Source organism: Segatella buccae ATCC 33574, from assembly GCF_000184945.1.
Lineage (GTDB): Bacteria > Bacteroidota > Bacteroidia > Bacteroidales > Bacteroidaceae > Prevotella > Prevotella buccae.
In genome coordinates this window covers 2658634-2684819 of sequence record NZ_GL586311.1, presented here as the reverse complement: position 1 = coordinate 2684819, position 26186 = coordinate 2658634, and the positions used below count along the sequence as shown (strand labels likewise).

The following is a 26186-nucleotide window of genomic DNA, read 5'->3' as shown; positions in this document are numbered from 1 at the left end:
GTAACGTGGCAAATTTTGGTGGAACAGGTTAATAGCTGTGCCTCCATGAACTGCAAAATCCGTTATCTTGTAAACCAAGGGCATAATGCGTAGTAACAATGCCACCTGTTTTTTATATTGTTGATCATTCATAATCGTTTAATTCTTTTGGGACAATCATCTTATACTTGCTGATATATATACCGGATTTGACGAGTTGGAGTTTATGTGTCCCCAAATCTATTTTTGTAAGGTCTAAGTCTTCATACCAATAATGCCCCGCTTTTTCAGCCATATATAGAAACAGCCTCTTCATTTTGTAATGTTTTGTGGTTTCCAATAACGATTGGACAACATTCGGACGCAGAGTGGTCAGCTGCTCCATGATATAAAATAAATCCATATAATCATATTGTCGCGGTGTAAGCAACAGACATTCCATAAAAGCCTGCTCCGGGGAGGATATAAGCAGCCTCCAGTCCAAATATGTTAAAGTTGTTATCTGTGCACGGACAAATACTTCTGTCTTGAAGAACTTAAATTCACGGTCGAAAACGTCATGCTTCATCCATTGTGGCATCTTATCACTTGTCGTTGATATCATTAACAAAGGCTTGCCCATAGGAACATAATGGTTGAAGCCCCAAAGCTCCAAAGCAGAATGCGCTGCAACACGAAAACTCTTTCCTACCTGTTCGTTGAAGGACTGCAAAGCACCAAAAGCGGACAGCGTGTCGTCTGTGCGGTACATGACTCCTTTACACAGAGAGGATAACCAACCGGAAGAACGATACCTGCTCAACAACTGCCTGGAATAGCCATGCTCTACAAGCCATGTCGCAAACAGCAATCCGTTCTTTTGCCCGGATTGAAGCATTTGGTTTATTTTTTTTCCTTTTAGTACACTCATAGTTTACTTGCTGTAATTAAAACCAAACGCAAAGGTACAAAAGACTTTGCTAATTACAGTCGATTGGTTGAATTATTTTCCCGAAAGTAAACTAATAGTTGACATACAGGATAAAATTACAACCATTGTGAGAAAAAGGAGGATGAAATGGAATATGAAGACATTCCCAACATACTTGTATGAAACAGGCTTTTACCATAAGTCTCGCTTCTGCAACATTTCATCTATCTCTTCTCGAAGGAAAAGTAATCGGCCATTGGCTTTGAGATAAGGGATTTTCCCTGCCCAAACCCAGTTATAAATGGTTTTTTGCTCCACCTTCAAGATTTTGGAGACATCTATGATGTCCAAGTATTCCGGTTTCAATGGAGGACGGATTGTTGTATCTATTTCCTGTTCCCGCAGGACAAGCAGACGGTCGAGCTTGTCTTCCACATTCTTCAGTTTATCAAACAGGCGTTTCTGCCATGTGTCTTCAGGCTGATGGTCTAAGTACGGCATAGTTCCCCTTTTTGATAGTTACCATTGGTATCTTGTGCCAAGATACGTTGTTCTTTCATATAGGCAATATACTTCTTCGCAGTTCTTTCTTTGATTTCCATTTCACGCATCAGAGCTTCACAAAGTTCTTGATAAGTGAGTTTAATAGAATTTCGGAAGGCTTCTTTGACAACGGCAATAAGTTCATCGGTTTTGCGCTTTTCCTTGTCTTCCTTGGATTTCTCGCCACGATAGACGTGCATATCCTCTGCCTTGTCCCAGCCGAAGAGCATCATCGGCACGTCCAGCGGACTTCCGTCACGGACTTTCAGTGCCTTTACCACCGAGTATTCTGGATTGTCATCTTTCTCTATAGAGAGGATACCTGCTGCCTTGCGTTGCAGCTCCGAGCCGATATGTCCACGAAGCTTGATGCCGTTCGGTACAAAGTGCAGCACGCAAATAATGCAAGTGTTATAAATACCTGCCAGACGATAAAGCTCATCAACGATGGCAATGCTTTCCGTTTCATCATTAGCGGAGCGTATCAAGTCGGCTATACCATCAATCACCACAAGATGGATGCCTCCATGCTTATGATGAAACAAGTCCATGCTCTCACGGATAAGTTTCAGTCGGTCTTTACGGGAGAGCGAAGCCAGATATAAGGAGTGGTAAAACTCCGGTACGGTTTTCAATGAAGCACGTTGTAAGGTTTTACCCAGATTCTTGTGAAGTTGTGCCTCAGACTGTTCGGTGTCGTAGTGTAATACCGCCAAGCCGTTAGGGTTGGGCGTAATTTCCAATCCCAATGTCCTCTCGGAAGGTAACCGTTCTGTTCCTAATGTTCCGGCAAGAATGGCAGCCACATAATTGCTTTTGCCCGTACCTTCGCCGCCCGTAATACAAAAAAGATTGTCTTGTGTCCCCAACGGTACGCCATTCACTGTCACAACGGACTTTGATGCATCAGGGGGATTGTCATAGTCTATTTCACATGAACGTAGCATCATGATGGTCTGTGTGTAAATTTGGGAGAGCATGGTTGACAGCAACCCTCTCAATTCTTTTTCATTATGCCCTAAGGCAAAGTAATCGGATATGTCTTTCTCGCTTTTGATGCCTTGCAGGGGAAGTGTCAGGGTAAGTACCTTATAAGCGGACAGGACTTCCGCTTGCCGTTCTGCCTCCCTAAGACCGGTTTCGTCCGTATCGTATAAGAGAATGATATGGCGAAAACGAAGCAGCAGGCTCTCGATTATGCTTTCCGGGATTTGTGCAGTCTCACTGTTGAAACAGATAGCATTGAAATGATGGGCGGAGAGGGAAAGCACATCTTTTTCTCCACCCGTGATGAAGAGTATGTCTCCCTTGTTGGGCAGCTGCTCGAATCCGAACACATAATCTTCTGCCTTTTCTCCTCCATACAAGAACCGCATTTTACTGAATGGACGGTACACTTTAATAAAATTCCTCATAGAATAGCAGAACATAGGTTCTTCCGAAGAAGAATGAATGGTATATGCCTTTCCTTGGTTTGAAACCGACTCAAAACGGGCTATGGACTTGACCTGAAAGCGCTGCAGGGTTTTCGTTCCGATACCATACCGTGCCCAAAATCCAAGTTCGTTATCCTTGTAAGATTGTTCTGCGATCCTAAACCATTTCTTGGAGCCTGCCTGCTTACTGGCATTCACGGATATGGGAGGTTTGGGAGGAATATTGGCATTCGACTTGCTTTTCTCGCTCCAATCATGGTACGGTAATGGAATGTTCAGTTGCAGGTCATTGATAATCATCTTCAATACCCTCATAAAGTCTCTCTGCATATCCAAGCCTTGTATTGCGGCTGCGAACCAAAAGCAATCGCCGGAATACATTTCGTTACCGAAGTCTTTCATCCGATAGCACTTCGATCTCGTGTCAAAATAGATATTGCAGGAAGCCCGTCTGTCCTCATATAGTGGATTTCGAAAATTCCGTTTCGGAACAAAGTCAATCGGCATATAGAAACTGAAGATCTCCAATCCCCTGTTTGTATGTTCCAAGATTTCTTCCTTAATGTTCATAGTTCCTCAAACAAAATTTGTGAGTCTCCCATATAGCCTTTCAATATACCGTCTTTGTAGGCATTGAGCCTTTGAAGGGCTTCCACCCTGCGAAAGCCTTTGAAGGAAGCGCGTCCCGTCTTGATTGCAATGTACAGTCCTTTGAAGGGATAGACCACGTGATTGCAGGAAACATAACGGTAAGGGACAACCTTGCTGTCTCTCCATCGCGCAAGTGAAGCTCTGGATATGCCGAGAAGTCGCAGGACATCAGAAGAATTCAGCTCAATCTTTTCTTCCAACACGGCATAGTCCTGTTTCAGTTCAAGGATGAAGCCTGTAATCCGTTCCATATTTTCTTTCAAGGAATGTATTTCTTCCAAAAGGGCGGAAGGAAGCATGTTATTCTCTGTCATCACGCATCAGTTTTTGGATAAGTTCCTCAATAGCTGCCATTAAATCACGAAATGTAGATAGGTTGTCTTGCTTTTTTACTATACGGTTGGCAAGAAGTATGATATGTTGAATCATTCTTTTGTGATCTACCTGACAGAGCCTGTTCAACAAAAAGATGAGGTCTTCTTTCTCAATTGTGAAGAAACGATGGTCTTTGTCTTCGGTGGTATGTACCAAAGATTCTATCATTCCTTTGGGAAGATGCAAAAGAAGTACATCCATGTCGAATGCGGAGGCGCATTTGGTATAGGTGTCAATTCTCAAATCTGTCTGCATCTTGCAATGCTTCCTGAAATTGGAATTCTCCATGCCGGCAACTTGGGCTCTCATCTTGCTGTTATCGCAAGAAGACAGCATGATTTCAAGAGTGGGAAGCACGATAAACAAGCGTCCCTCTCCCTTTTGAGGTATCATCTTCTTATCCATATTTGTTTGTTTATTTGATTTATAGGTGCAAAGTTCCAAAGAAATAAACCTTTTTTAAGAATATTGGATTGCCAATGTTGGCAATATGATACTATTTGCATTTTTTATTGTTTCACACACGGAAAGACCGTCAGTGCACGGTGCAAGTCCCTTTTATATATAAGGGCTTGCACCGTGCACTGAAATTGTAGCCGGAATCTTTCTAAAAGATTTTCAATCAAATATTTGGCGGCAGTTCATATTTTTTGTACCTTTGAACACGATAAATACAAGTGTGTATTTCTCATAACAGTATCTATGGGTACTCTCAAAATACTCTCTTGTGGCTACAATTTGGTTACAGAGAGAAAACTGGAAAGTATAAATTGCTATGATACAAGGAGTTGAGAAAAAGGTTCATTTTCCTCTCTCTCCGCTAATAGGCTTCAAAAGGGCTTCACAAGGGTTGTCAATTTAGCCTTCAAAAATTAGCTAATCGTTGTAAAATCAAGGTTTTACAACGATTTTTCTTTGTATATACCTCCATTGCCTGACGGCATAATCCTATATTTTGACAGTCATCTTTCGGTCAAATTCTGCTACACTTACTGCTACACAAAAATTGCAGTAGCAAAAAATGTAGCAGTGACGGGATTTTGAATACCATATTGACGGCGTCAACTCTTTCTTTTTCAATGTATTAAGTATTAACTTTGCAGCCGAGTGCTACACAAAAGAATGATGCATTATGAGAACAAATTTCAAGGTGTCCTTCTACCTACGTTCAAACTATGAGAACAAAGAAGGAAAGTCGCCTGTAATGCTCCGAGTATTCCTTAACGGAGAGATGGCTAATTTCGGATCTACGAAAATATTCGTGGACAAGTCGCTGTGGAATAACACTACCAGCAGGCTCAAAGGTCGGACGGCAGAAGCCTTATCCGCCAATGCCGCATTGGACTCCATTTCCACAATGCTGAATAACATTTACCACAAATTCGAGGATGATGAATCCTTGTCATTGGATAAAATCCGCTCATTCTTTGTCGGGAAAGACAGGGAGTACACGACCTTTCTCCCTATATTCGACAAGTTCAACGAAGATGTCAGACAGCGTGTCGGACATACCATCAGCAAGGACAGCCTGCAAAAGTACAGCGTTTTAAGAAGGCATTTCGCAGAATTCCTTATCTATAAGTATGGGAAGAAAGATATTGGACTGGCAGAGTTCACGCCATCCGTAGTACAGGATTTTGAGTTATATCTGAGTACGGCGGCTGGGTGTGCCTATAACACATCAGTCAAGAAATTGAAGGCACTGAAAACCGTGACCATCTATGCGCAAAAGCGTGGCTATCTTCTTCACGACCCATTCCTCAATCATCGTTTCCACTTGGAGCCGGTAAACCGTGGCTTCCTTACGGACGAGGAAATCATGAAGATTGCCAACAAAGAACTGGATATCCACCGCTTAGAACTAGTAAGGGACGTTTTCATCTTTTCATGTTTCACAGGTCTGGCATATATTGATGTTTCCAATCTCACACCGGACAATATCGTAACACTTGATGATAAGCAGTGGATTATGACCAAGAGACAGAAAACAAGTGTGGAGACAAATGTTTTATTGCTTGACATTCCCAAGAGTATCATTGCCAAGTACAGTCATAAGACCTATCGGGACGGCAAACTATTTCCCATCCTAACGAATCAGAAAACCAACGCATATTTAAAAGAAATTGCCGACCTTTGCGGTGTCAAGAAAAATCTGACCTTCCATCTTGCTAAACATTGCTTAATTTACAAGTAACTATATTTCAACGGATTGAAATAATGAAAAAGAAGAGTCGGTAACGATAAGGAAACCAGTAATACTCTATATTCTTCCTTATTTTGCATTTTCAAAGAATCGCTTTTGAATACGGCAAAGGTAATATTATCTACTGAGAAAAACGAAACTTTCTCCATTTTTGTTGTGACCATCTGGAATTTGATGCTGCCATTTTGACGCCAAGACTAGCAAGATGTTGACTTGGTATGATTTTTGCACTAAATAAAATATTGTTCCTATTCTATTACTGAGACACTAGGTATGGGATATGTTATTAACGTCTTTGCAAGAAGACTAGTATTAATTGGCCATTATGGCCCAAAAACGGATAAAGTATGAAGAATTTCAAAAAACCGATGTTGATGGCCCAAGGTTCTGTAAAAATGGCAGATTGCCGTCCTAATAGCAGACCTTGCGGTAGACCTTGTAATCCTCCTGGACCTGGAGGTCATCGCTAAATTTACATATCAGATGGAATCGTAGAGACTCCGTCTGATATGTTCAATTACTTCTTATGGCATACTATAAAATTAATCCTCTTGTACTTTTCCGTAATTACGGAGACTTTGGGTATATAACGGATAATCGAAATTTTGGCTATAATTTCACAGGTACTAATTTTATTCTCGGTGATCAAATTGTTTCAGAGACAGGTGCAGATATTCTATCTTGTCTCGAAAAACGCCCTCTTTCTCTCAAAGAAATTATGGATAGGGTTTCTTTGCTTTTTGAAATTGAAGAAGGATACGACTTACAGAAAGATATTGTTGAATTTCTTGATTTGCTAAACTTAAAAGGATTTGTGATAAAAGGCGAATCTCTACAAGAATGTAATAAGCATAATGTTTCTCATATTCGGGTAGTAAATGGGATCATTTCTCAAAATCTAAACAAAGGAGAATATGAGTTGATCGAAACTCAAGAGTTTTTGAGCAAACGTTTTGGAGAATCTCCTTTTCCAACCAGTATTCATGTGGAGGTTGTTAGTGAGTGTAATGAAAGATGCATTCATTGTTATATACCTCATGAGCTAAAAACAGAATTGATGGATGACAGATTCTTTTATAGCATTCTTGACCAAGCCCAAGAGATGAAGTTACTTCACATTACAATAAGTGGTGGAGAGCCAATGCTACATCCACACTTTATTGATTTTGTAAAGAAGTGTAGAGAATGCGACATGTCTGTCAATATTCTTTCTAACCTCACATTACTTGACGAGAATATGGTAAAGGAAATGAAAAAGAATCCCTTACTTAGCGTTCAAACTTCCATATACTCCATGAGACCAGAGATTCATGATGGGATTACTATGCATAAAAATAGTCTGAAGAAAACCTGTAGTTCTGTTCTTAAACTAATAGAGAATGGTATCCCCGTACAGTTAAGCTGTCCTATTATGAAGGCCAATTATGATAGTTATAAAAGCGTCCAACAGTGGGCGTTTGAGCATAATATTCCTGTAGGCTTCGATTATTCCATTATTGCCAAATACAATCATAATAAGGATAATCTAAACTGTAGACTATCAGACGCTGAACTATACGAATTCATTGCAGATAAGATGACCAACGATTCTTCTTATATGGAAGATATTGAAAAAGAAATCGCAGATAATAAAAAGAAATCTGCCGACGATTATATTTGTAGTGTTTGCAATTCCTCTATCTGTATTAGTTCTCAAGGAGATGTCTACCCTTGTGTGGGATGGTCCGATAGAATTGTAGGAAATCTAAATCAGGACACTCTTAAGAATATCTGGTTTAAGTCAGAAGAAATTAAAGAACTGCGTTCAATACGACGCAAGGATATTCAAGAATGCAAATCATGTACTCAGAAAGATTATTGTTCTGTTTGTATGGTTAGAAACTCGAATGAAAGTTCTATGGGCAACCCTTTTGAGGTGAGTAAGTATTTCTGCAATATTGCGAAAACAAAGAAGATATTGTATGAAAGTAAAAAACAATGATTGCGATAAGTAGTGTTTTGAATACAGACAACATAAGACTTCGTAGTGTTTGTTTTTTTTATTTGCAGCATTTTATGTCGGATTTGCTCTGTATAAATTGCAGAAAGAACTGCTATTTCTGTGGATATTTTTGTTTTATTTAATTGAATATTAAAAAATATAGGGCATACAATCAATGCTTGTATGCCTCGCTTTTTTAATGAAACAACTTCTTGTGTCTCTTTTTTTGCTTTAAATTCTATCTACTTATGCATTCTTTATTATAGAGTCTTATTTATGAATCCTGCTTCTCATTTTTTCTCTGCCATCTATGGTGTTTCTCAACATTAGTTCAAGTTTCTCTTTGAAAATTATTTTCGAGGATATTTGTGCGGAAATTTGAGGGATGTTGACGTAATAGTATGATTGTCAAATGCATTCTATCTGAGAGAAACGGGAAGGCCGAAATATAGGACTCATTTATATCATATTTTTGTTGCTTTAATAACAAAGTGGCGTATTACCCCCTAATCAAATATAAAGCAAAAAACATAGAAAAACAAGCAAATTAGAAAGATTAAATCAGAAAAATCAAAATATTTGTAGATCACAAAGAAAACAGGCGCAATCAAATGAATTATAGGTGATTACGTTTGGTTATTGTGACATTTGGATTAGATTCGATATTTTCGCGTCGGATGATTCGTTCTGTCTTCTTCGGCGAAGGTAGTTCCGGCGTACTGCGGGCAAGAAGGTCAAGCGGCAAGCCGTTAGGGCAACAATCTCCACACTTCCATTTCATTACAGGTAGTATTCTTGCCCTAAACCTTGTTGTCCTTGCCCCCTACCTCTTTGTTGCCTCGAAACGAAAACGACCAACCCGATGGAAAGACGCATAAAAATGTTGATAACGCGAGGACAGAGAAAAAGAAAAATGGAAACTCAACTCCCTCTTCTCTGGAATCCGCATAAAATCAAAACATCCGATTGGTCATTATTGAAGAGTAGCAGGATGTTGGCGAAAGGCGATTTACAATAGCTTCCTAAATTTCATCTCAGCCAATCTGTTGATTTCATCTTTGTAGGTCTCAAGGTGGTGGAGGATGATGTTCTCCACATAGATGCCGATGGTCATATCTCTGTTTCTCATCGACATGACTATCTCCGCCAACGTGTCTTGCAACTCTTTGGCAATATAGATGGTCTTGCGATTTTTCAAAGTGTTGCGACAGATGAAAAGTGACTCATAATCACCTTTGTCAGCCTTTCGCCTTTCTCTTCTTGGGGCTTTTGAAAAATCCTTTGACATTGGTTCGTCATTGGGACGTTCCGATTCAGTACACTGCTCTTCTGATTGAGAGCGTTTTATCTCGCTCTCTTTTCTTTTCATGGGAATACCCTGTGAAATAAGTTCTCGGATGGCAACGGGATCTACCTTGCCGTTTTGTTTTTCTGTCATACTTACTTTTATTGTTATACAATTCACTGTTCATTTCGTTGTCGGTATATTTACCGATGAAGATGAATACGTCCGCTATCGAAGATATGCCCAACAGTCGACTTGTACCAGCAGGGCTACATCCTTTCGTTCATACCCTTTCAGTGGAGATGTTCATTGGTGTCCATCAATACAATCATTCGATTGTATCTGCTTTCGCACATTCCCACGTTCAAGTGAAAGAATCAAGGACATGTTCTTTGATATACACCCTCGCTCATATCGCTCATCGAAACGTGATATTATCGAAGATGCATCCCTCCACCGACATATTCGACAGTGCAAATATATGGCTCGGAGATGCTGTAATCAGCGTGATTTCCTTTAGTGCGTACTTGTGGCGTTAATTTGGATAGTTGTGGCTTCATATGAGGTAACGGAGTTAGACACAACGCTTAGTAACTTTGCACCCAAGCGGTAAGCCGAAGCCTTCGAGGCATAAAACCTTTCTTTTAGAGAAAGAAATGCTCCGTTTTTCGGGATGGATTTATTTGCATCGGGCAAATAGCAAGGTATGTTTTATGCAGCACGACTCCGTTTTTGCAGCATAAAACCCTTGCTCCCCGAGAGAGCTGAAAAACTCCGAAGTCGTTTTTCTTGAAAGAGACAATATCATGTTTCGAATACTGCTTATGCCGTGAAACACTAAAATTCAAAGTAAGAAATGAAAATGAAGAAAATTCGGAGCGTACGCTCCAAAGAGAAGACAGAGAAGCGTGTTTCGGTCAATTTCACACCGACGGAATACGCTCATTTCCTCACGATGAAAGAGGAAAGCGGTGTACCAAGTCTGTCACTTTTCATCAAGGCAAGAATCTTTAATGAGACTTTTCGGGTGATAAAAGTGGATCGTTCGTTGCTTGACTATTATCAAAAGCTGACGACTTTGTATGGACAATTCCGCAGTGTGGGAGTCAATTACAACCAGACAGTAGTTGCAATGAAGAGCAACTTTACAGAGAAGAAAGCCTTTGCAATGCTCACAAAGTTGGAGAAACTGACACTTGAACTGGCAATAATCGGAGGGGAAATCGTGCAATTGACTCGTGAATTCCAAGAAAAATGGCAACATCGGCAGTAACCATTTTACATTGTACTGTTCTTTATGGATGAAAAAATCAGGCTTCCATCTCGTTTGGGGAAGCCTGATTGATTATTTGCATGCAATTACCGTTTTTTGAATTTTCCTCCTTTCAGGTCGCTCTCTACCATTCGTTTGTTCAGTTTCTCTCGGAGTTCGTCAAGGAAATATGTGCGACTGTCGTCCTTGCGACGTTTCATATTCATATAGACGTTGTAGCAGTTCTTGATTTCCACACCGAAGATTTCAGAAAGAGCGTCTGCCAGTTCCTCTACACCAATCTCTCCATCATTGATACAGTCGCAGGTGTCAAGGGCATAAAGTAGTTCCACCAAGTCTGTCGCCTTGCCTGTCCAGTGGAGTTTCTTGGTTGGTTTGACAGACAAAGCAGGAAGAAGCCCCTGCATTCGCATCTTCAGCAACTTCAACTCTGTGTCAATGACACTGAGTAGTTCTGACACATTTTTCCCCCTCTCCGTTTAAAGGATACGCCTTTTGCATAGCTTGTAAGCGACAGCGAGTGTAGCGGAGGATACGAAACAACGAGACAGTATCTTCTTCTGTATCACATAGAGCAACGACCTTCAATATAAAATTGTCCGATGCCTTTTGTACTTGCTCTTCTGTAGAGCAAGACGAAATTATCGTCTTGAAGTCTTCCGTTTGAGTGAGTCTCAGCATAATTATATCTTTTAAGTTCAACATTATATATTTTCTGTCGTGAGATGTGATTGATGACCTATCTCCCTGTGAATTCGGACGGCAAAAAGCAGCGTCATCAAGGTTGCAAAGACGTCGGCAATAGGCTGTGCATAAAGCACTCCATTTAGTTCCCAATACGATGGAAGCAGCAATATTATAGGGATAAAAAACAAACCTTGCCGTCCGATGTTTAGCAGAAGACTTTGCCTTGCTCTTCCGATTGCCATATATAGTGTGGAATACACAAATTGGAATCCGAAAGTGAAGAACATAATCGTATTGGCCCTAAGCGCAATTCTTGCTATTTCCTGCATTGTTTCGTCTTTACCGAAACAACTGATGATAGGAGAGGTAAAAATGACTATAAGAATACTCCAGAGCACACAAAACGAGGTTGTGAGTATCAGAGAACAGCACACCGCTTCCCTTAATCTTTGAAAATTGCCTGCCCCGTAGTTATAGCCTGCCATAGGTTGGAGTCCTTTTACAAATCCGAAAACTACGTTTGTTCCCAATGTGACGATTTTCAGGACGATACCCACAGCCGCAACAGCCTCTGCCCCATATTTCACAGCGGCTTTCTGCAACAAACTGATGGAAAGGGTCTGGAGTAGTTGCAAAAAGAGCATAGAGATACCAATCTTAATGATGTCTGCGTATATTCTTATCGTGGGAGCGAACAAGGCAAGAGATACTTTTACCTCTGCTTTCGTAAGGAAACGGATGTAAATAGCTGTCGTGATGATTCTTGAAAAAATAGTTGCCCATGCAGCACCTTCCACACCCCAATTGAAAGTGTAGATAAACAAGGGGTCTAATGCAACATTAACGATAGAGCCGATGATCATTGCCGACGCAGATGTCTTCGACGCACCTTGTGAAACAATGATATTGGACATGGACACATTCAATGTTCCTATGACACAACTGATGATAAAAAGCCTGCCGTAGGATTCTGCCAAACTTATCATCTCCTCGTTTGCTCCCATGAAAAGTAGGATGTCCGGCAGGAACGCATTGCACACAAAGGCAATGAGAGCTGCCAACATCACAGAGGTAATCACTGAGACGGAAGCGACCTGACTTGCCTTGACAACCTGTTTCGCTCCCAACAGACGGGATATATACACTCCGCCTCCGACACCGAACATCAGTCCTATCCCAAGAAATAACAACGATATAGGGAAAACAACAGATACAGCGGCGACAGGAAGAGTTCCAAGACGTGCAACCCAAAAAGTATCTACCACATTGTATATTGCCATAATCAGCATTGCGATGACAATAGGTATCCCCAACTTTGTCAGGGCTTTCATCATACTTCCTTCTCGCAAAATATTCACAGCGTTGTTCATCCTTATAATCCGTATCTTTTTAAGTGAATAAAGTTCGCTGCAAAGGTACGGTGGGATACAAGCTGTCACAATAGACGGATAATGGTAATGATAGCACTATTCGTGGTAAGTCCTTCTGAAGAACGTGGGAGAAACGCCTGCAACCTTGGTAAACAGCCGTGTGAAGTAGGAGTAATCGTTAAAGCCTAAACTATGTGCAATCTCTTTGATGGAATCTGTAGTATAGACCAATTGACGTTTAGCCAACAAAATAATCTCGTTTTGGATATGGTGGCTCACACTTGTCCCCAGAACAGAATTTACAGCTTCATTCAGGTAGGCAACGGTAATGTTCAGCCGCCCGGCATAGAATGATGGCGAACGTTTGCTTCGGATATTGCTTTCCAACAAATCCCGAAATTCCCATACTATTTCCTTGTGTCTGGTCACTGTCCCCTGCAATTTGGATTGAGCTATCGTTGCATTTACAATGTTCTCCACGACTAACCCTACAATGACGGTGGTCAGTCGCTGAACGACTGCTTTGGCAGATGGATTTTTCATGCCACTCAGTTTGCAGTCAAGAAGTGATAATAATAGTTTCTGTTCCGATATGTCGGATAGTTGTATTTGAGGGCGACCGTATCTCTCAAGCGTTCGTTTTTCCTCCTTATCCACCAATACCGAGTCGATAACCAAGAACTTTGCGGAAAGATTGAAAGCGTCGATGATACGGTGTACTTGTCCCGGACGGATGATAGCCAGGCTTCCTTTCCCGAAAGTGTATTCCTCAAAATCAATATTCAGACGGCATTGCCCATCCTCTATGAAGCCGAAGAAATAATAATCATCGGTATGGGAGAAAGCATATCTTTCTGAAGGTGTCGATGTCCGAAAGGCGACCGTCTTCAGATATACTCCGAATTCTGTGAGTTGCGAACTTCTATGGATGGGGAATCGGGACATTCTTTCTATTACTTTATTATTGACAATACGCTCTCAATGTTTCTCCTGCCATTGTTGAAATTTGCTCATCACGAAAAAAGCAGAGAGTAAACTAAGCACTGTAAGGATAATCCCGACAACTGACCATAAGAACATCTGTAAAGGAGATAGAATGGAAGTCTTTTCCAATTCAACAAAGGCATAGACACAATAAGGCAAAGTCAAAAATGTGGTAATGATAACAGGTATATATTTTCGGTATATTGTCCATTGAGCAAGATGTACTATAAGGTGGAAGGAATACCCTGCAAATGCAGCGAACCACCACTGATAAGCACCCAACCATACGGCACAGAAAGAAATGAGGGAAATCAGAATGAACTCGTGGGCAGTCCCAATGGCAAATGTGGCTGTGGAATAATCAAAATGTCTCCTGCGTGCAAGAAACCGCTCGAATTTCGGGAAACGCCTTTTCAATTCATCCCTATTTCTGTCTAGCCAATGCCTGAACATGATAATCTCTTCGTATTCGTGAAGCATGAACACAACAGGGAGAAGCAGCATTATTAATTCTAATTTCATCATATTGGTTTCCAAAAATCTATGGCTGTACTCTTTTCAACACGTTTCTTAAATCTCTGACATACTTGGCTTGCCGATATTTCAAATAAATCTTCACAAATGGAATCATAAACCATTTCTTAGGCTCAATGTGTTCTGTAAAGTCAATCGTAGCATTCTTTTCATTGCCACTGAAAACACCGATCCAATGTCCTTTCATATTGTCATTCTCCATGTCAAACTCCCAAAGACAAAAAGGTTCTTATCTTGTTACCGTGAAAGTTGTCTTATATCCACTCTTCGTTATTTCTACAAATTGCGTGTCTGATATGACCTCTATCTTTTCAACATCACTTCTCCACGAATAGTCTGTTAGCGATGTTACAACTTGCCAAACGCTCTGTAAATTGCACGAAAACGTGGCTTTTATGTTTGATATTACGACCATATAATTTCAGAAAAATAACTTTATCTCACAAATCCGTTTTTATAGAAATCATACCATGACGCAATGTTTTCCGGAGTATTGGCTTCCAGCAATAGAAGCATCTCTCGAGTGAATTCCAAATGCCCTACACCGTTTGCCGTAACAATATTCTTGTCACTAACAGCTTGTGCTTCCACATAGTTTTCTGCGTTAGTGTAAACGATATCGCCCCATTTTTTGAGTTGGTCGAGACCGTTGCCTGTATGCTTTACATTGTTCAGGAAACCGTGTGAACATAGGAATGAAACACCGTTACATATCGCCCCGATGATTTTACCTTTATCCAAAGCCTCCCGTACCAATGGTACGAAAAGTTCTGCTTCAGGAGAGTCCCAACGGTTGCCACCGATAAGCACTAAAGCGGCATAATCTTTCGGCATATTCTCGAAAGAATAATCGGGCAAGGTTCTGAAACCTCCGATGGAACGGACTGCGTCCGATGTCGGGGCAATGGTATGCACTTCGTATTTTATTTCACCGCCCGGTATCACGCCCACATGAAGAGTCGTGGAGAGAAAAGCCCCCTCCCAATCTGTGTATTCATTCAATATGATAAATAATACTTTCTGTTTCATTGATATATCTTTTTTACTTTAACAACTTCGCTGCAAGTTTATAAGTGAACATAATTCGAGGATTGGATAAATCCCATTGCTCCACCTCTTGCCGTATCAATTCTGCGTGCTTCTTGCTTATATCCCTTAGAGCGTTTCCTACGGATTTCCGAAGATATTTGCTCTCGTGTGCTTTATGCTTACTGATTAATGCAATAGCCACCGATGGATTTTCTTTGAAGAATGGGCGACTTGTCCAAATCCTCAGCCCTTCTGTTACGGCACGGACTACATTCGGATTATCGTCATTTATCCACTCTTCGATGAGAGATAAGGACATTTCATATCCTCTGCGTTTGCAAACCTCATCAAAAGCCTTTGCAAGCATTTCCTGAACTCGCCAATTCTCGTCTGTGCTGACTTGCTCTTTCAGAAAATAAAGGGCATCATCATTCGTTGTTGCCAATCTTCCCAATACCGTTGTTGCCAACATTCGGGCTTGATAGGCTTCGTGCTTAAACAATTCAAGAGCAAATTCAAAGCACTGTTCCTTTGAGTATGTCGAAAGGATTCCATCAGCCCCATCAAGGATGTGCTGAAAGCCATTCTTAATTGCTATAATATCACTTAATACTTTATCTATGCACATTACGGAATCAATAAATTATTTAAGGCCTTAGAGAGGGACGTTCCTCCTTTGAAAACTACTTTCTCGGCATTGACATTTTGAGACTTTCTCTGTAACGCACGAGTAATCCAATAAGCTTTCTCGATAAATTCTGGTCTTATATTCAAGATGTTTGCTGCAAAATTGGGTGGTTGGGCAAACAGAGGTTGATTTTCGTGCAGTTTCATCTTATATTCCATTTCTTTTGATTAGGCAATATTTCTTGCGGAATTGATAAGTTATAAAATGTCTGGTAATTAAGCGACATTTGCAATATCAGAACATCTTCGTTCGGATTCAACACTTCAAGCATTGCACCCAATAATGCGATTGTCTGCGGAGTGTATTTTAAAGCCAATTTTTTTATTTTGCTGCGTTGAATTTCACTTAACTTATATAATAGCCCCAAGAGTTTTTTACTGCTATCCGCAGGGTTAGTGTCAGGAATATTTTTGAAGAAACGAAGGCAATCGAGCAACTGCAAAAGAGGAATATTCTCTTTGGTGATTGTATTCCATTGTTTTATAAATTTCATCCTGTAATAACCACGCTTTGTGCTTTTCTTATCTTTGATGGTTCCTATCTGCAAAATGGCAGAAACTTGTGTAGTCAATCCAAGCTCATTAAAAATTTGATATCCTGTAATATAACCAATCAGTTTGCCGTTCTCTTCCAGTAAGTCCTTTACAATCTGATAACTGCTGGGCATAAGCTCACCAAACTCTGTCATTTTTGTTTTGTAATATCGACCTTTCGACAAACGTCGAATTTCACCAGCTTTAGTCAAGTTTTCCAAGACCTTGTTTACTGTTTTTTGCTTGGTAACTTCAACAGGAAAATCGCTCGCGGAAAACACGATGCCATAATCCGTTTTCTCTATTTTTCTTCTTACTATTTCTGAAATATTTTCGTTCATGAATTCGTTTTTTACTCCAACAAAAACACGAATGATTTGTCGCACAATTCACTCTTCATCTGTATAATATACCTTGTAAAATTTTCCACGATCATCTTTTCCCTGTTCTATATTTTGGCGATTGCCGGCAATGACGATTTGGATTTTCTTGTCCAAATTGATGACACGTTTGTAGGAGCGCTGCTGCTTTTTACAAGCGGATTCGGAAATTTTGAACTGATTATCGATGACAATATCACTTTGGTCCTCATACTCTTGCTTATACTGATGAAATCTTTCAATCACTTCGGGTTGAGCAATTACTTCATGGGAAAAATCATTAATATTAAAAGTTTCTTTCTCTTTGAAAAAATGCAACGACTTGTTGAGCAAATCAATTTGGTCTGCTTTGGAAACCTCAAATTCCTTAGGCAATTCTTTGATTACAAAGTTCTTTGCTAACGCCATAAAATTTTGCGTATTAGCGTATTCGTCCTTCCGTTGTCGGACATGTAGAAAATCATCAATCCAGTATTGAGCTTCTACGTCCTTATTGGTATTATCAACCACAGCAACTACATATCCGTTTTCTCTGTCCTTATTGAAAATCAGGCAGCCTTTGTCCAGCTTTTTAATGTTGATACCCTTGTCGCTCACTAAGTTGAAACTGCCGTTTTCACGCAACACCTTCAAAAAAGTCTCTTTATTCTCCGATTTGAATAAACCAACCGCATCAAGAGTTTCTCCGTCAAATATACAATCTTTGAAATACACGGTATAAAACTCACCACCTTTGATTCTAGGGTGGGTGCTTTGCTCATACAAATGTTTTGCCAGATTTACCGATTGTTCATAAAGTTGTTTAGGCTCATCGAAAATCTTGGAGACATAGGTATAAACCTCATTTAATACCAAATCACTTTCGTGGTAGAGTTGGTAGTATTCTTCAGTTTTAAAAGACTGCAAATAATACATGTTTAAAACACCTACTAAATCCTCATCAAGAATTGTTTCTGATGCAGAATAAATAACATTTTCATTAAATGACTTATTCCCAACTATATGTACGATCACATACTTTAATGCTGATTTTTCACAATATATCATTTTGCTTTTTTTATTAACAGGTAAAACATTTCTATAAATTGAAAAGTGTCAATTACAAACCAAGTGATCAATCCTCCAAAGACACTTATTAATAATCTTCTAATGTGAGGAATGATTGGATTAGTCTCTAAACTTAGTTCGTGTATTAACCATTGAAAATTAAAAAATCGAAGCGTGTAAGCATAAATGGATATTATAAAAGAAAGAATTACAATATGCTTGTTATATTGAATGAATCTATCAAATAACGTTTTGCGGCTTTTCATCCACTCAATTGTAGAACTATTTCCTTGTAATATAATGCTTAGCAGTGTCAATAAAAAGCCGAAAGTACACATCCCTATTGAAGGAATTTCCTTGACAAAATCTTTCCAATTTGAAAGATGAGGATTAACGATGAATAATAGGATACACACAATTATTCCAGCAAGCAATCCTCCAATGGTTTCCACCCAATAACGATATGACTTTCCAAATATTCCCATAATTAATATCCTATTAATTGTCTTATTTCAGGTAGTAGTTTATCATATAAATTTTCTATTCCCTCTTTTCTTTCAATTTGTTGAACATCTCTATGGACTTGAATATCAGTAATTTTAAAATATTCATCAAAAGAGTCTGCAATAATATCAATAGGTTTACATCTATTAGGATCTTCGCTGTCCGAAGTATAACCCTCTACTCGTAATGTCTGTACATTCTGACGATGTCCACAATCTACGATATTAAGTTTGACAGCATCAACTAATCCCTTTACCATAGAACGGCTTAATCCCATAGGATTGATTCTTTTCCGTAATGCTACTTGCTCTATCGTTATAGTATTTGCATTACTTTGAGTCCCCATCTCTATGTTATGCTTTAAAATATTCTCATAAATCGATAGATTCTCCTCTGCAATGCAATTTTGCAACTCAATTGGATTATATAATTGGATGCTTATTTTTTTATATCTATCCATTCGAAGCATTCGAGCATATTCATTTGCTCTTACCACAGAAGGAAATGTCAAATCAAATTTTACATTATCTTCATCTGCATTCCAATGTGAATAAATAAATTCTCGAAATTGATTGGGATAACAACCATTACGATTTATTTCATACAATAAAATATTTCTCCGATGATCGTACAGGAAAATATTGGCATATGCAAATCCTTCTTCAGTAGTATTAATTTGAACCGGACTATAATTACCCGTATTCTTATTTCGTTTTGGAGGAATGTCAGAATCTTGCGTCGTTACTATAATACCTAAATCACAATCCGCCTTATCTGTACGTAACATGTTAAGATTGAATATTTTCTCATTACACCGATATTCTCTGCCATTTATATAATTAAGAATATCTACAAAAGAGACAATATGACTGTCATCGATAAATCGGAGATTAACTGATAGGACATCAACATTTCTTCTTTTTTTTGCCATAGCTACTATATTAAAAAACTACACTCTTCCTTCAATTATCACCTCTATCATTAATGCCTGCCTATTTTCTTTCAGGTTAATCTCATATAGAGGTGAATGACTTGTAATACCATATCATTGTTCTAAACTCTTTTGAAGAGTTGTATTCCAAGTCGTCACAAAGGTATACATTTTTCGTGTTTCTACCAAAGAAAACACGAAAATATTTTTTAAGTACTTCCGAAAGGAAGCATATAACTGTGGATGATTGAAGACTTGCTTTCTCTTAGAGTTGGTCTTCTCTACTGACTACCATCAGCAGAGAATCCTTGACTTCCGCGTTTATAAGCGTAAAAACAATTAAACAGAAACATCTATATCGCATAGTTTCACCAAACAATCCTTATGGAAAAGCATAGTGTCTTTTTCTATTCTCATAGAAAACATCTTTTCTGAACATGATGAGAAGATTACAGAGTTAGTTCTGTAAAACACCGAACAGGTCGGCAATCTCACAAACAGACATCCAAATGGTAGTCGTAGGAATGTGTATATTCCCATTCTCGCTGATGGTTATGATTTCTCTTTTCATGGTAATTCAATATTCATTGTTCTTTCTTCTTTCGATTAACCTATCCATATCCTCCGCAATCTTCTTCTCGGAAATCTTCGCATAGGTTTGCGTACTGGTGATAGAGGCGTGCCCCATCATCTTGGCAATGCTCTCCGTGCAAATCCCCTCGGAAATCAGAAATGAGCCGAAGCTATGTCGGGCTTGGTGGTAGGAGAGGTTCTCCTTCCGCCCGATGATAACACCGAGCTCGTGTATTTCGAACCACATAGAGTCTCTGCTCGGCAACGGAAAGACCGGCTGTGTGTCATCGGTCGTATTGTACAAATCAAGTATTTGCTCCGCTATCGGATGCAAAGGAATGAATGACTCTATCTTTGTTTTCTTTCTATTGATTCGGATGTACCGTCTCCCTTCTGCCGTTCGCCCGATATGGTGCGGATACAGCAGCTGGGTATCGACATAGGCAAGTCCTGTAAAACAGGAGAAGATAAAAGCCCGGCGAGCCAATTCCTTCAATGGGTCATTGGCGGGAAGTTTCAGTTCCAACAGTTGTTTCAGTTCAGTCCTGCTGATATGCATTCGCTTGGAGGACGGTTTCTTCTCATACTCCAACTCCTCCAAAGGATTGGCACGGATAATCTCATGGTCTACGGCAAGGTAAACCAATCGGTTCAGCCAGCAGAGGCAATGGTTGGTCTGCGATGCCCCGAAGTTCTTGTACCGCTTCAGGTAGACCTTGTATTCCCGTCCGAACTCCTCGGTGATGTCTGAAAAGGCAATGTCTGTCTTGCCTTTCGAGTCCAAGAACTCACGGATATAACTCTGGTAATACCGAGAACTCCTGTAGGTCGAAGTGGAGTCGATTTCCTTGGAGCGGACGGCAAGGCGTTCCCGTTCCCTTTCTCCCATTTTGAGCAGATGGGTAGGAATGACCGCATGACCTGCAATTTTGTTTTTCAATAGTTCGGCACTGACCACCCCCTGCTCTTTGAGCATTTCATCATAGAGCTGCTCCGCATGCTTGCGAAACTCTTTCAGGCGATTGTTCGTCCGCACCTCTATGGTCTCCGCCTTTTTGGCATTCCACTGTTTGGGATTGCAGGAGATGCCGGTGGTTATCGTCGTGCTTTTCCCGTCAATGGAGATTCGGCAGAGTACGGAAGTTGTACCATCCACACGTACCTTGTTGCGATTGATATAGAGTAGTAAAGAAAATGTGCTACGCATAAATTCGTTTATTATCTATGGGGTGTTATAATACAAGTTTCAAATCCTTTGTCGCTTCGATGTATTTGTCCATATCCTCGAAAAGCTTCTTGGGCGTAACCTTCGCATACACCTGAGTAGTTTGCAGGTTGGAATGCCCCAGCATCTTGCAGATGGTCTCGATAGGAACGCCGGCTTCCAAGGTAATCAGCGATGCAAACGAGTGCCTGCCAGCATGGTAGGTCAGGTCTTCCTTGATGTCGGCAAGGACAGCCAGACATTTCATGAGGCGGCGCATATTGGGATAGTGCAACATCGGGAAGAGAGTCTGACGGTCGTCATCCCTGTATTTCTCTATCAAGGCAAGGGCTTCGGGCAGCAGCTTGACACAGGCACGAAGCTCGTTTTTCTTGCGGCGGTATTTAAGCCACAGCCCGCCATTGTCATCCGTGAACAGATTGTCACGTGTAACGGAAACGGCATCGGCGTAGGCTGTTCCCGTATAGCAGGCAAAGAGAAAGAGATCTCTTGCCAAGATATGGGAGGCGCGATGTTCGGGGATTACCAAGTCACGGATTTTCTCGAAGGATTCTCGGCTTAGGGTTTTCGGCGTTTTTTCCTTTGGTTGGGGAAGACTGAAGTGGGCGAAGAAGCATCTGTCGGCATGTCCCTCCTTATAGGCTTTTCGGCATACTTTCTTGACGATAGCCAGATAGTGCCGGCAGGTATCTATGGCAAGTCCTTTCTCGTCCAAGATGAAACTCTGGTAATCGTGGATAAACTGCTCCGTCATCTGACCGAAAGCAACGTCTTTGGTGCGAAACTCCTTTTCGATGAACTCTGCCAAGGTTCTCCGGGTATAGATATAGGCAGGGTAGGTTCCTTTTGCCCGGTCTATCCCGATACGCTTCCTCAGTTCCTCACAGACGATGTCCGTCATTCCCAACAGGGGCATCTGTGTTTCGAGGCTTCCCTGAAACAGGTTCTTGAAAATGAAAGGCAATCTTGTCGTCAATTCGGATGTTTACCGCCACACATTGCAGCAATGGGACGAAGCCATGCTGGAGAACGGGTTCAATGAGCTGTATGTTACAAGAGAAATGGTGTCGGCGTGGGAAAACTCTCTAAGGAATATCTGCGACAGGACATCCTATACCAAACATACCCAACTCATCCAGTTCCTCAAATACATGTGCCGACTCGGCATAGAGTGCTTTGTGCCAAGGATTCCAAAGCGTCCATCAAGTATGTACACTCCCTATGTGTTCACACATGAAGAAATGTCCCGAATCATGGAAGCCATTGACAAATCGGAACAGAAAGGCTTCCGTCCCAAAAGTTGCCTTATCTGCATGCCATGCCTATTCCGGCTATTGTATTCGACTGGAATGCGAATCTCGGAGGCTCTCAACATTAAGAATGGAGACGTCAACTTTCAGTCAGATTCAATTTTCTTGACAAAGACTAAGAACGGCAAGGAGAGGATAATCCCCATGAATCCGGAATTGAAAGTGGTGTTGTCACAGTACTTGAAATATCGTGACATGATGCCGGTGGAAGGAATCTGCAAGCCGGAACGCCACCTGTTTGTGTCAGGAATAGGCAAGCCGTTCACGGCAACCACACCATACACTTTCTTCAAAAAGATACTTCGGCAATGCGGGATAGCCCACAAAGGCAAAAACCAAGGCCCCCGGGTTCACGACCTCCGTCATACGTTCGCAGTCCATACCTTACAAAAGATGGCAACCGAAGGCGTGGATCTGTATGCCGGATTACCAGTCCTGTCAGTTCTCCTCGGCCATGCGAGTGTCAGGGAAACGGAGTGGTATCTGAGGCTTACGCGTGAGTTCTATCCCGAAGTGATTGATATAATATCTTCTACAACTGGAGGCATCTTCCCGGATGTTGACAAAAACAATATGTATTATGGAAAAGGAAACTGACTTTGCCCGGCACCTCACAATTTTCTTGTCAGACTATCTGATGAAAGAGCGGGGCGTTAGCCACCACACACTTAGGAGCTATGCCTACACGTTTGACCTGATGCTGGACTATATGTTGGAGGTGAAGAAAATACCAGCAGAACGAATCGAGCTGAAACACCTTACACGTGATTGCACGACAGGGTTCTTAGACTGGCTACAGACTGAAAGGAAATGCACCGACAATACACGCAATGCACGCCTTGCTGCGATACATGCGTTTTGCAAATATCTACAATACGAGGATATTAAAAGAATCGGTTGCTGGCAACAAATAATGACAATAAAAGCCAAGCATAAAGTCTCAGGCACCATATCCTCATTGAGCATCGAAGCGATGAAAACTCTCCTTGCAGAGATACCGACTGACACAATGCAGGGAAGACGGCATCTTGCCATATTATCATTACTTTACGAAAGTGGTGCTAGGGTGCAGGAACTCATCAACCTTACTCCAAACGACTTGTCGCTGGAACTGCCCGCATATGTAACTTTGTTCGGAAAAGGCCGTAAGAAGAGGGTTGTGCCATTACAAAAGCGGCTGGTATCCATAATGAGACTGTATCTGGCCGAACATAAACTCGATTTACCGGGAAGAGAGAAAAGGCATCTCTTCTACAATAACCGTGGAGCGAAACTCTCAAACTCCGGAATAGCGCATATCATTACATTGTATGCAAACGATGTAAGGGTTAAGCACCCCGGACTTCTCCCAGATAAAATATCCCCACACTCTTTCAGGCACTCGAAAGCCATGCACCTGTTGCAGGCCGGTGTAAATCTTGTCTACATACGGGACATATTAGGTCATGCGTCCATCAAAACTACTGAAATATATGCTCATGCAGACTCTAAGCAAAAGAGGGATGCGCTTGAGAAGGCTTATGCAAACATCACCCCTGAACGCCCCGAGAGGGGAGAGTGGGAAACTAAGCCTCACATAAAAAACTGGCTAAAGCAGTTTACACGGAAGTAATATTATCCCAAGCCATTGCAGCAAGTAATGACGGTATATGCTTAATACTCAACGCTTGTCGTTATTGGCTTGGGATAATCTTGGAGTGGGGATAATAATGCTTATCACGACTCGCGATAATCACTACTACGATGAGGACGATATAGAGGTCGGCAAGGCTGTTTCCTGCCAAGTTGCCGTTAATCACGTTGTGGAACTAACGGAGGAAGAAAAAGCCGAAGCAAGACAGGAAGCCATTAAGCAATATCAGCGTGAGGAACTTGCCAAGTTACAGAGCCGTAACGCACGAGTAAAAAAGACTGAGAACGCAGCAACCCAAGTACAACCATCACTATTTGATTTTTAAGCCTATGAAACCGAGAAACAAATTTGAGAAGGCAGTTTTGGAACAAAGCAAGCATCTTCGCCCGATAACCAAGACACAAAGTAAGTGGGCATTCCGTGAGTGTATTGACCACTTCGCCTACCGCTTGCCAAAAGGTCGCACCACTTGTATGGATTGTGGGCATAGTTGGATAATGGACAAACATAGAGAAACTTGCACTTGCCCTCATTGCAGGGCAAAGTTGCAGGTCAAGGAAACCTATGAGCGCAAGTTGCAGCAGAAGCAGTATTTCACTATACTTACCACTTGTGGAGAGTTTCAAGTATTACGTATGTTCCTACTTATTGTGGGTATGGAGAAAGGTTACAAAGCACAGACTTCTATAATTGAGATTGGGCAATATTGGTGGAATATGCAAGGACGAAAAGCTGTGGTTGCCATACAGAGGGTATTGGGACACTATGTTGATACCTTTTCCTATTATAGTCCTATGGCGATACGCAACGATAATGAAGCCTATCAGCATATTGCCTACTCACCGATATATCCGAAGTTCAAGGTTACAGACATACTCCGCAGAAATGGTTTTAAGGACAATTTCTATGGCATCGTGCCTACTCAGCTTATTCCTGCATTGCTTACAGACAGCCGTGTAGAAACATTGCTAAAGGCAGGTCGCACAGACCATTTACGTTACTTTCTTGGCAACAGGAGGACTTTTGAGGAACTATGGCAGTCCTACAAGATTGCAGTTCGTAAGGGCTATGAGATTGTGGATATTTCCCTTTGGAGTGATTATGTAGATACACTTAGAAGATTAGGTAAGGATATTCATAGTCCAAAATATTTATGCCCCGCAGACCTTAAAGGCGAACACGACCGCAGGCACGAGGAACTTCTCAGACTGCGTGAAAGGGAGGAGATAGAACAGAAGCAAAAGAAAGCAATGGAAGATGAAAAGCGTTTCAAGGAACTTAAATCCAAGTTTTTCGGTATCTGTTTCACGGACGGCACAATCCAAGTCCACGTATTGGAGAGCGTGCAGGAACATTTGGAAGAAGGTGTATCAATGCACCATTGCGTATTCTCTAATGCATACTACCTCAAGGAGGACTCCCTTATCCTTTCGGCTACCATTGAAGGCAAGCGAATAGAGACCATTGAAGTATCATTACGAACTTTGGAGGTGGTGCAAAGTCGTGGGGTGTGCAACAAGAACACAGCATATCACGAGCAGATAGTAAACCTTGTTAATGCCAATCGAGGACTTATAAGCCGAAGAATGAAAGCGACAGCATAAAGTATGAACCATTAAATTATCAGAGATATGAAAACAGAGATTGAAAACATTATCTACAATTGGACGGATGAGATACCGCATATTCTCATTAGGGTTATCAACGCAATAACCCTATCCGACAGCAAAGAGGAGTTAAGGTCAGCTATCAACAAAATAGCTGAAGAAACAGAGCTTGATAAGTTCTTTGCCTATGGTTATGGTGCGCATCACTTTTGGCTCAAACATCGCAGATTATCCAATGGAGAGCCAAAGGAATACAGATTGTTAAAAGTTGAATTTTAAGTTTACAGAGTACGGACGCAATACATCTTCGAAGGAGTGTTTGATGTAGTTGCGGATAGCAAGGAGGAAGCACGGCAGAAAGTCCTGCAAAATTGTGGGCTAGTCATGGATGGAAGCATTCACTGCACTTTGCCCGATGATGAAATAAATTGGGCTTTTGACAGACATTCTAACAAACGAATAAGTAGAATAACGAAAGTGCAAAAATATCTTTCTGAATAATAGTAAAAGCCACG

At 40.9% G+C, this 26186-nt stretch carries 26 protein-coding genes and 3 pseudogenes; 9 read left to right on the top strand and 20 right to left on the bottom strand.

The window, feature by feature from the left end:
- The 6 genes and pseudogenes from HMPREF6485_RS14385 to HMPREF6485_RS10590 all read right to left on the bottom strand — a co-directional run.
- Positions 1 to 132: pseudogene (locus tag HMPREF6485_RS14385) on the bottom strand (nucleotidyl transferase AbiEii/AbiGii toxin family protein); the annotation flags it as partial.
- A complete protein-coding gene (locus HMPREF6485_RS10610; RefSeq protein WP_004346462.1) occupies positions 125 to 889 on the bottom strand; it encodes a type IV toxin-antitoxin system AbiEi family antitoxin domain-containing protein in 765 nt (254 codons plus the stop codon). The pseudogene HMPREF6485_RS14385 and the gene HMPREF6485_RS10610, both read right to left, overlap by 8 nt.
- A 192-nt stretch (positions 890 to 1081) precedes the next feature.
- Positions 1082 to 1390 (bottom strand): helix-turn-helix domain-containing protein, encoded by a 309-nt coding sequence (locus HMPREF6485_RS10605; protein ID WP_004346461.1) that lies wholly within the window; start codon positions 1388 to 1390, stop codon positions 1082 to 1084.
- The gene (locus tag HMPREF6485_RS10600) at positions 1378 to 3438 is read right to left on the bottom strand and encodes a bifunctional DNA primase/helicase (RefSeq protein ID WP_004346460.1); all 2061 of its coding nucleotides are present in this window, start codon (positions 3436 to 3438) and stop codon (positions 1378 to 1380) included. Before HMPREF6485_RS10600 ends, HMPREF6485_RS10605 begins: the two co-directional genes overlap by 13 nt.
- Complete coding sequence (locus HMPREF6485_RS10595) at positions 3435 to 3833, bottom strand: hypothetical protein (protein WP_004346459.1); 399 nt, start codon at positions 3831 to 3833, stop codon at positions 3435 to 3437. Before HMPREF6485_RS10595 ends, HMPREF6485_RS10600 begins: the two co-directional genes overlap by 4 nt.
- Positions 3820 to 4299: a hypothetical protein gene (locus HMPREF6485_RS10590; protein WP_004346458.1), complete on the bottom strand. Its 480-nt coding sequence runs from the start codon at positions 4297 to 4299 to the stop codon at positions 3820 to 3822. The genes HMPREF6485_RS10595 and HMPREF6485_RS10590 overlap by 14 nt, the downstream gene beginning before the upstream one ends.
- Positions 4300 to 5026: 727 nt before the next feature.
- On the opposite strand from HMPREF6485_RS10590, the gene HMPREF6485_RS10585 reads away from it, so the two are divergent.
- Complete coding sequence (locus HMPREF6485_RS10585; RefSeq protein ID WP_004346457.1) at positions 5027 to 6088, top strand: site-specific integrase; 1062 nt, start codon at positions 5027 to 5029, stop codon at positions 6086 to 6088.
- Positions 6089 to 6623: 535 nt separating this feature from the next.
- Positions 6624 to 8078 carry a radical SAM/SPASM domain-containing protein gene (locus tag HMPREF6485_RS10580; protein WP_004346456.1) on the top strand — a complete coding sequence of 485 codons (1455 nt, stop codon included), beginning with the start codon at positions 6624 to 6626 and terminating at the stop codon, positions 8076 to 8078.
- Between the two features lie 1009 nt (positions 8079 to 9087).
- On the opposite strand, the gene HMPREF6485_RS10575 is transcribed toward HMPREF6485_RS10580, so the two are convergent.
- Entirely contained in the window at positions 9088 to 9516 is a 429-nt protein-coding gene (locus HMPREF6485_RS10575; protein WP_004346454.1) for a DUF3408 domain-containing protein, read from the bottom strand.
- A 703-nt stretch (positions 9517 to 10219) separates the two neighbouring features.
- Between HMPREF6485_RS10575 and mobA the strand changes: the two genes are divergently transcribed.
- On the top strand, positions 10220 to 10636 hold the full coding sequence (mobA, locus tag HMPREF6485_RS10570) for a conjugal transfer protein MobA (protein ID WP_004346453.1): 417 nt from the start codon (positions 10220 to 10222) through the stop codon (positions 10634 to 10636).
- An 86-nt stretch (positions 10637 to 10722) separates the two neighbouring features.
- Here the strand turns inward: mobA and HMPREF6485_RS10565 are convergent, their stop codons facing one another.
- The 13 genes and pseudogenes from HMPREF6485_RS10565 to HMPREF6485_RS10500 all read right to left on the bottom strand — a co-directional run.
- Positions 10723 to 11049, bottom strand: coding sequence for an RteC domain-containing protein (locus HMPREF6485_RS10565; protein WP_009162533.1), 327 nt, complete (start codon positions 11047 to 11049; stop codon positions 10723 to 10725).
- 291 nt (positions 11050 to 11340) lie between these two features.
- Positions 11341 to 12693, bottom strand: coding sequence for an MATE family efflux transporter (locus HMPREF6485_RS10560; protein ID WP_004346450.1), 1353 nt, complete (start codon positions 12691 to 12693; stop codon positions 11341 to 11343).
- A 96-nt stretch (positions 12694 to 12789) separates the two neighbouring features.
- Entirely contained in the window at positions 12790 to 13638 is an 849-nt protein-coding gene (locus tag HMPREF6485_RS10555; RefSeq protein ID WP_004346449.1) for an AraC family transcriptional regulator, read from the bottom strand.
- A 33-nt stretch (positions 13639 to 13671) separates the two neighbouring features.
- Positions 13672 to 14202 (bottom strand): HXXEE domain-containing protein, encoded by a 531-nt coding sequence (locus HMPREF6485_RS10550; protein ID WP_004346448.1) that lies wholly within the window; start codon positions 14200 to 14202, stop codon positions 13672 to 13674.
- Positions 14203 to 14646: 444 nt separating this feature from the next.
- Entirely contained in the window at positions 14647 to 15240 is a 594-nt protein-coding gene (locus HMPREF6485_RS10540; protein WP_004346445.1) for a type 1 glutamine amidotransferase family protein, read from the bottom strand.
- Between the two features lie 13 nt (positions 15241 to 15253).
- Complete coding sequence (locus tag HMPREF6485_RS10535) at positions 15254 to 15868, bottom strand: DNA alkylation repair protein (RefSeq protein ID WP_004346444.1); 615 nt, start codon at positions 15866 to 15868, stop codon at positions 15254 to 15256.
- A complete protein-coding gene (locus HMPREF6485_RS10530; RefSeq protein ID WP_248622296.1) occupies positions 15868 to 16074 on the bottom strand; it encodes a nucleotidyl transferase AbiEii/AbiGii toxin family protein in 207 nt (68 codons plus the stop codon). Before HMPREF6485_RS10530 ends, HMPREF6485_RS10535 begins: the two co-directional genes overlap by 1 nt.
- Positions 16071 to 16802 (bottom strand): DUF6088 family protein, encoded by a 732-nt coding sequence (locus tag HMPREF6485_RS10525; RefSeq protein ID WP_004346441.1) that lies wholly within the window; start codon positions 16800 to 16802, stop codon positions 16071 to 16073. Before HMPREF6485_RS10525 ends, HMPREF6485_RS10530 begins: the two co-directional genes overlap by 4 nt.
- A 48-nt stretch (positions 16803 to 16850) precedes the next feature.
- Positions 16851 to 17888, bottom strand: coding sequence for a nucleoid-associated protein (locus HMPREF6485_RS10520; protein WP_004346440.1), 1038 nt, complete (start codon positions 17886 to 17888; stop codon positions 16851 to 16853).
- Positions 17885 to 18373 (bottom strand): hypothetical protein, encoded by a 489-nt coding sequence (locus HMPREF6485_RS10515; RefSeq protein ID WP_004346439.1) that lies wholly within the window; start codon positions 18371 to 18373, stop codon positions 17885 to 17887. The genes HMPREF6485_RS10520 and HMPREF6485_RS10515 overlap by 4 nt, the downstream gene beginning before the upstream one ends.
- 2 nt (positions 18374 to 18375) lie before the next feature.
- Positions 18376 to 19323: a hypothetical protein gene (locus tag HMPREF6485_RS10510; RefSeq protein ID WP_004346438.1), complete on the bottom strand. Its 948-nt coding sequence runs from the start codon at positions 19321 to 19323 to the stop codon at positions 18376 to 18378.
- 577 nt (positions 19324 to 19900) lie between these two features.
- Positions 19901 to 21103 (bottom strand): site-specific integrase, encoded by a 1203-nt coding sequence (locus tag HMPREF6485_RS10505; RefSeq protein ID WP_004346436.1) that lies wholly within the window; start codon positions 21101 to 21103, stop codon positions 19901 to 19903.
- A gap of 25 nt (positions 21104 to 21128) precedes the next feature.
- Positions 21129 to 22070 (bottom strand): annotated as a pseudogene (locus tag HMPREF6485_RS10500) (tyrosine-type recombinase/integrase); the annotation flags it as partial.
- 4 nt (positions 22071 to 22074) lie between these two features.
- On the opposite strand from HMPREF6485_RS10500, the gene HMPREF6485_RS10495 reads away from it, so the two are divergent.
- From HMPREF6485_RS10495 to HMPREF6485_RS14380, 6 genes and pseudogenes are all read left to right on the top strand, one after another.
- On the top strand, positions 22075 to 23028 hold the full coding sequence (locus HMPREF6485_RS10495) for a tyrosine-type recombinase/integrase (protein ID WP_004346432.1): 954 nt from the start codon (positions 22075 to 22077) through the stop codon (positions 23026 to 23028).
- Positions 23012 to 24043 (top strand): tyrosine-type recombinase/integrase, encoded by a 1032-nt coding sequence (locus tag HMPREF6485_RS10490; protein ID WP_004346431.1) that lies wholly within the window; start codon positions 23012 to 23014, stop codon positions 24041 to 24043. Before HMPREF6485_RS10495 ends, HMPREF6485_RS10490 begins: the two co-directional genes overlap by 17 nt.
- A 121-nt stretch (positions 24044 to 24164) precedes the next feature.
- Positions 24165 to 24389: pseudogene (locus HMPREF6485_RS10485) on the top strand (PcfK-like family protein); the annotation flags it as partial.
- A gap of 4 nt (positions 24390 to 24393) precedes the next feature.
- On the top strand, positions 24394 to 25668 hold the full coding sequence (locus HMPREF6485_RS10480) for a PcfJ domain-containing protein (RefSeq protein WP_004346429.1): 1275 nt from the start codon (positions 24394 to 24396) through the stop codon (positions 25666 to 25668).
- Between the two features lie 27 nt (positions 25669 to 25695).
- Positions 25696 to 25950, top strand: coding sequence for a hypothetical protein (locus HMPREF6485_RS10475; protein ID WP_004346428.1), 255 nt, complete (start codon positions 25696 to 25698; stop codon positions 25948 to 25950).
- Between the two features lie 24 nt (positions 25951 to 25974).
- Positions 25975 to 26172, top strand: a complete 198-nt coding sequence (locus HMPREF6485_RS14380; protein WP_082231324.1) for a hypothetical protein — start codon at positions 25975 to 25977, stop codon at positions 26170 to 26172.
- Positions 26173 to 26186: the final 14 nt, after the last annotated feature.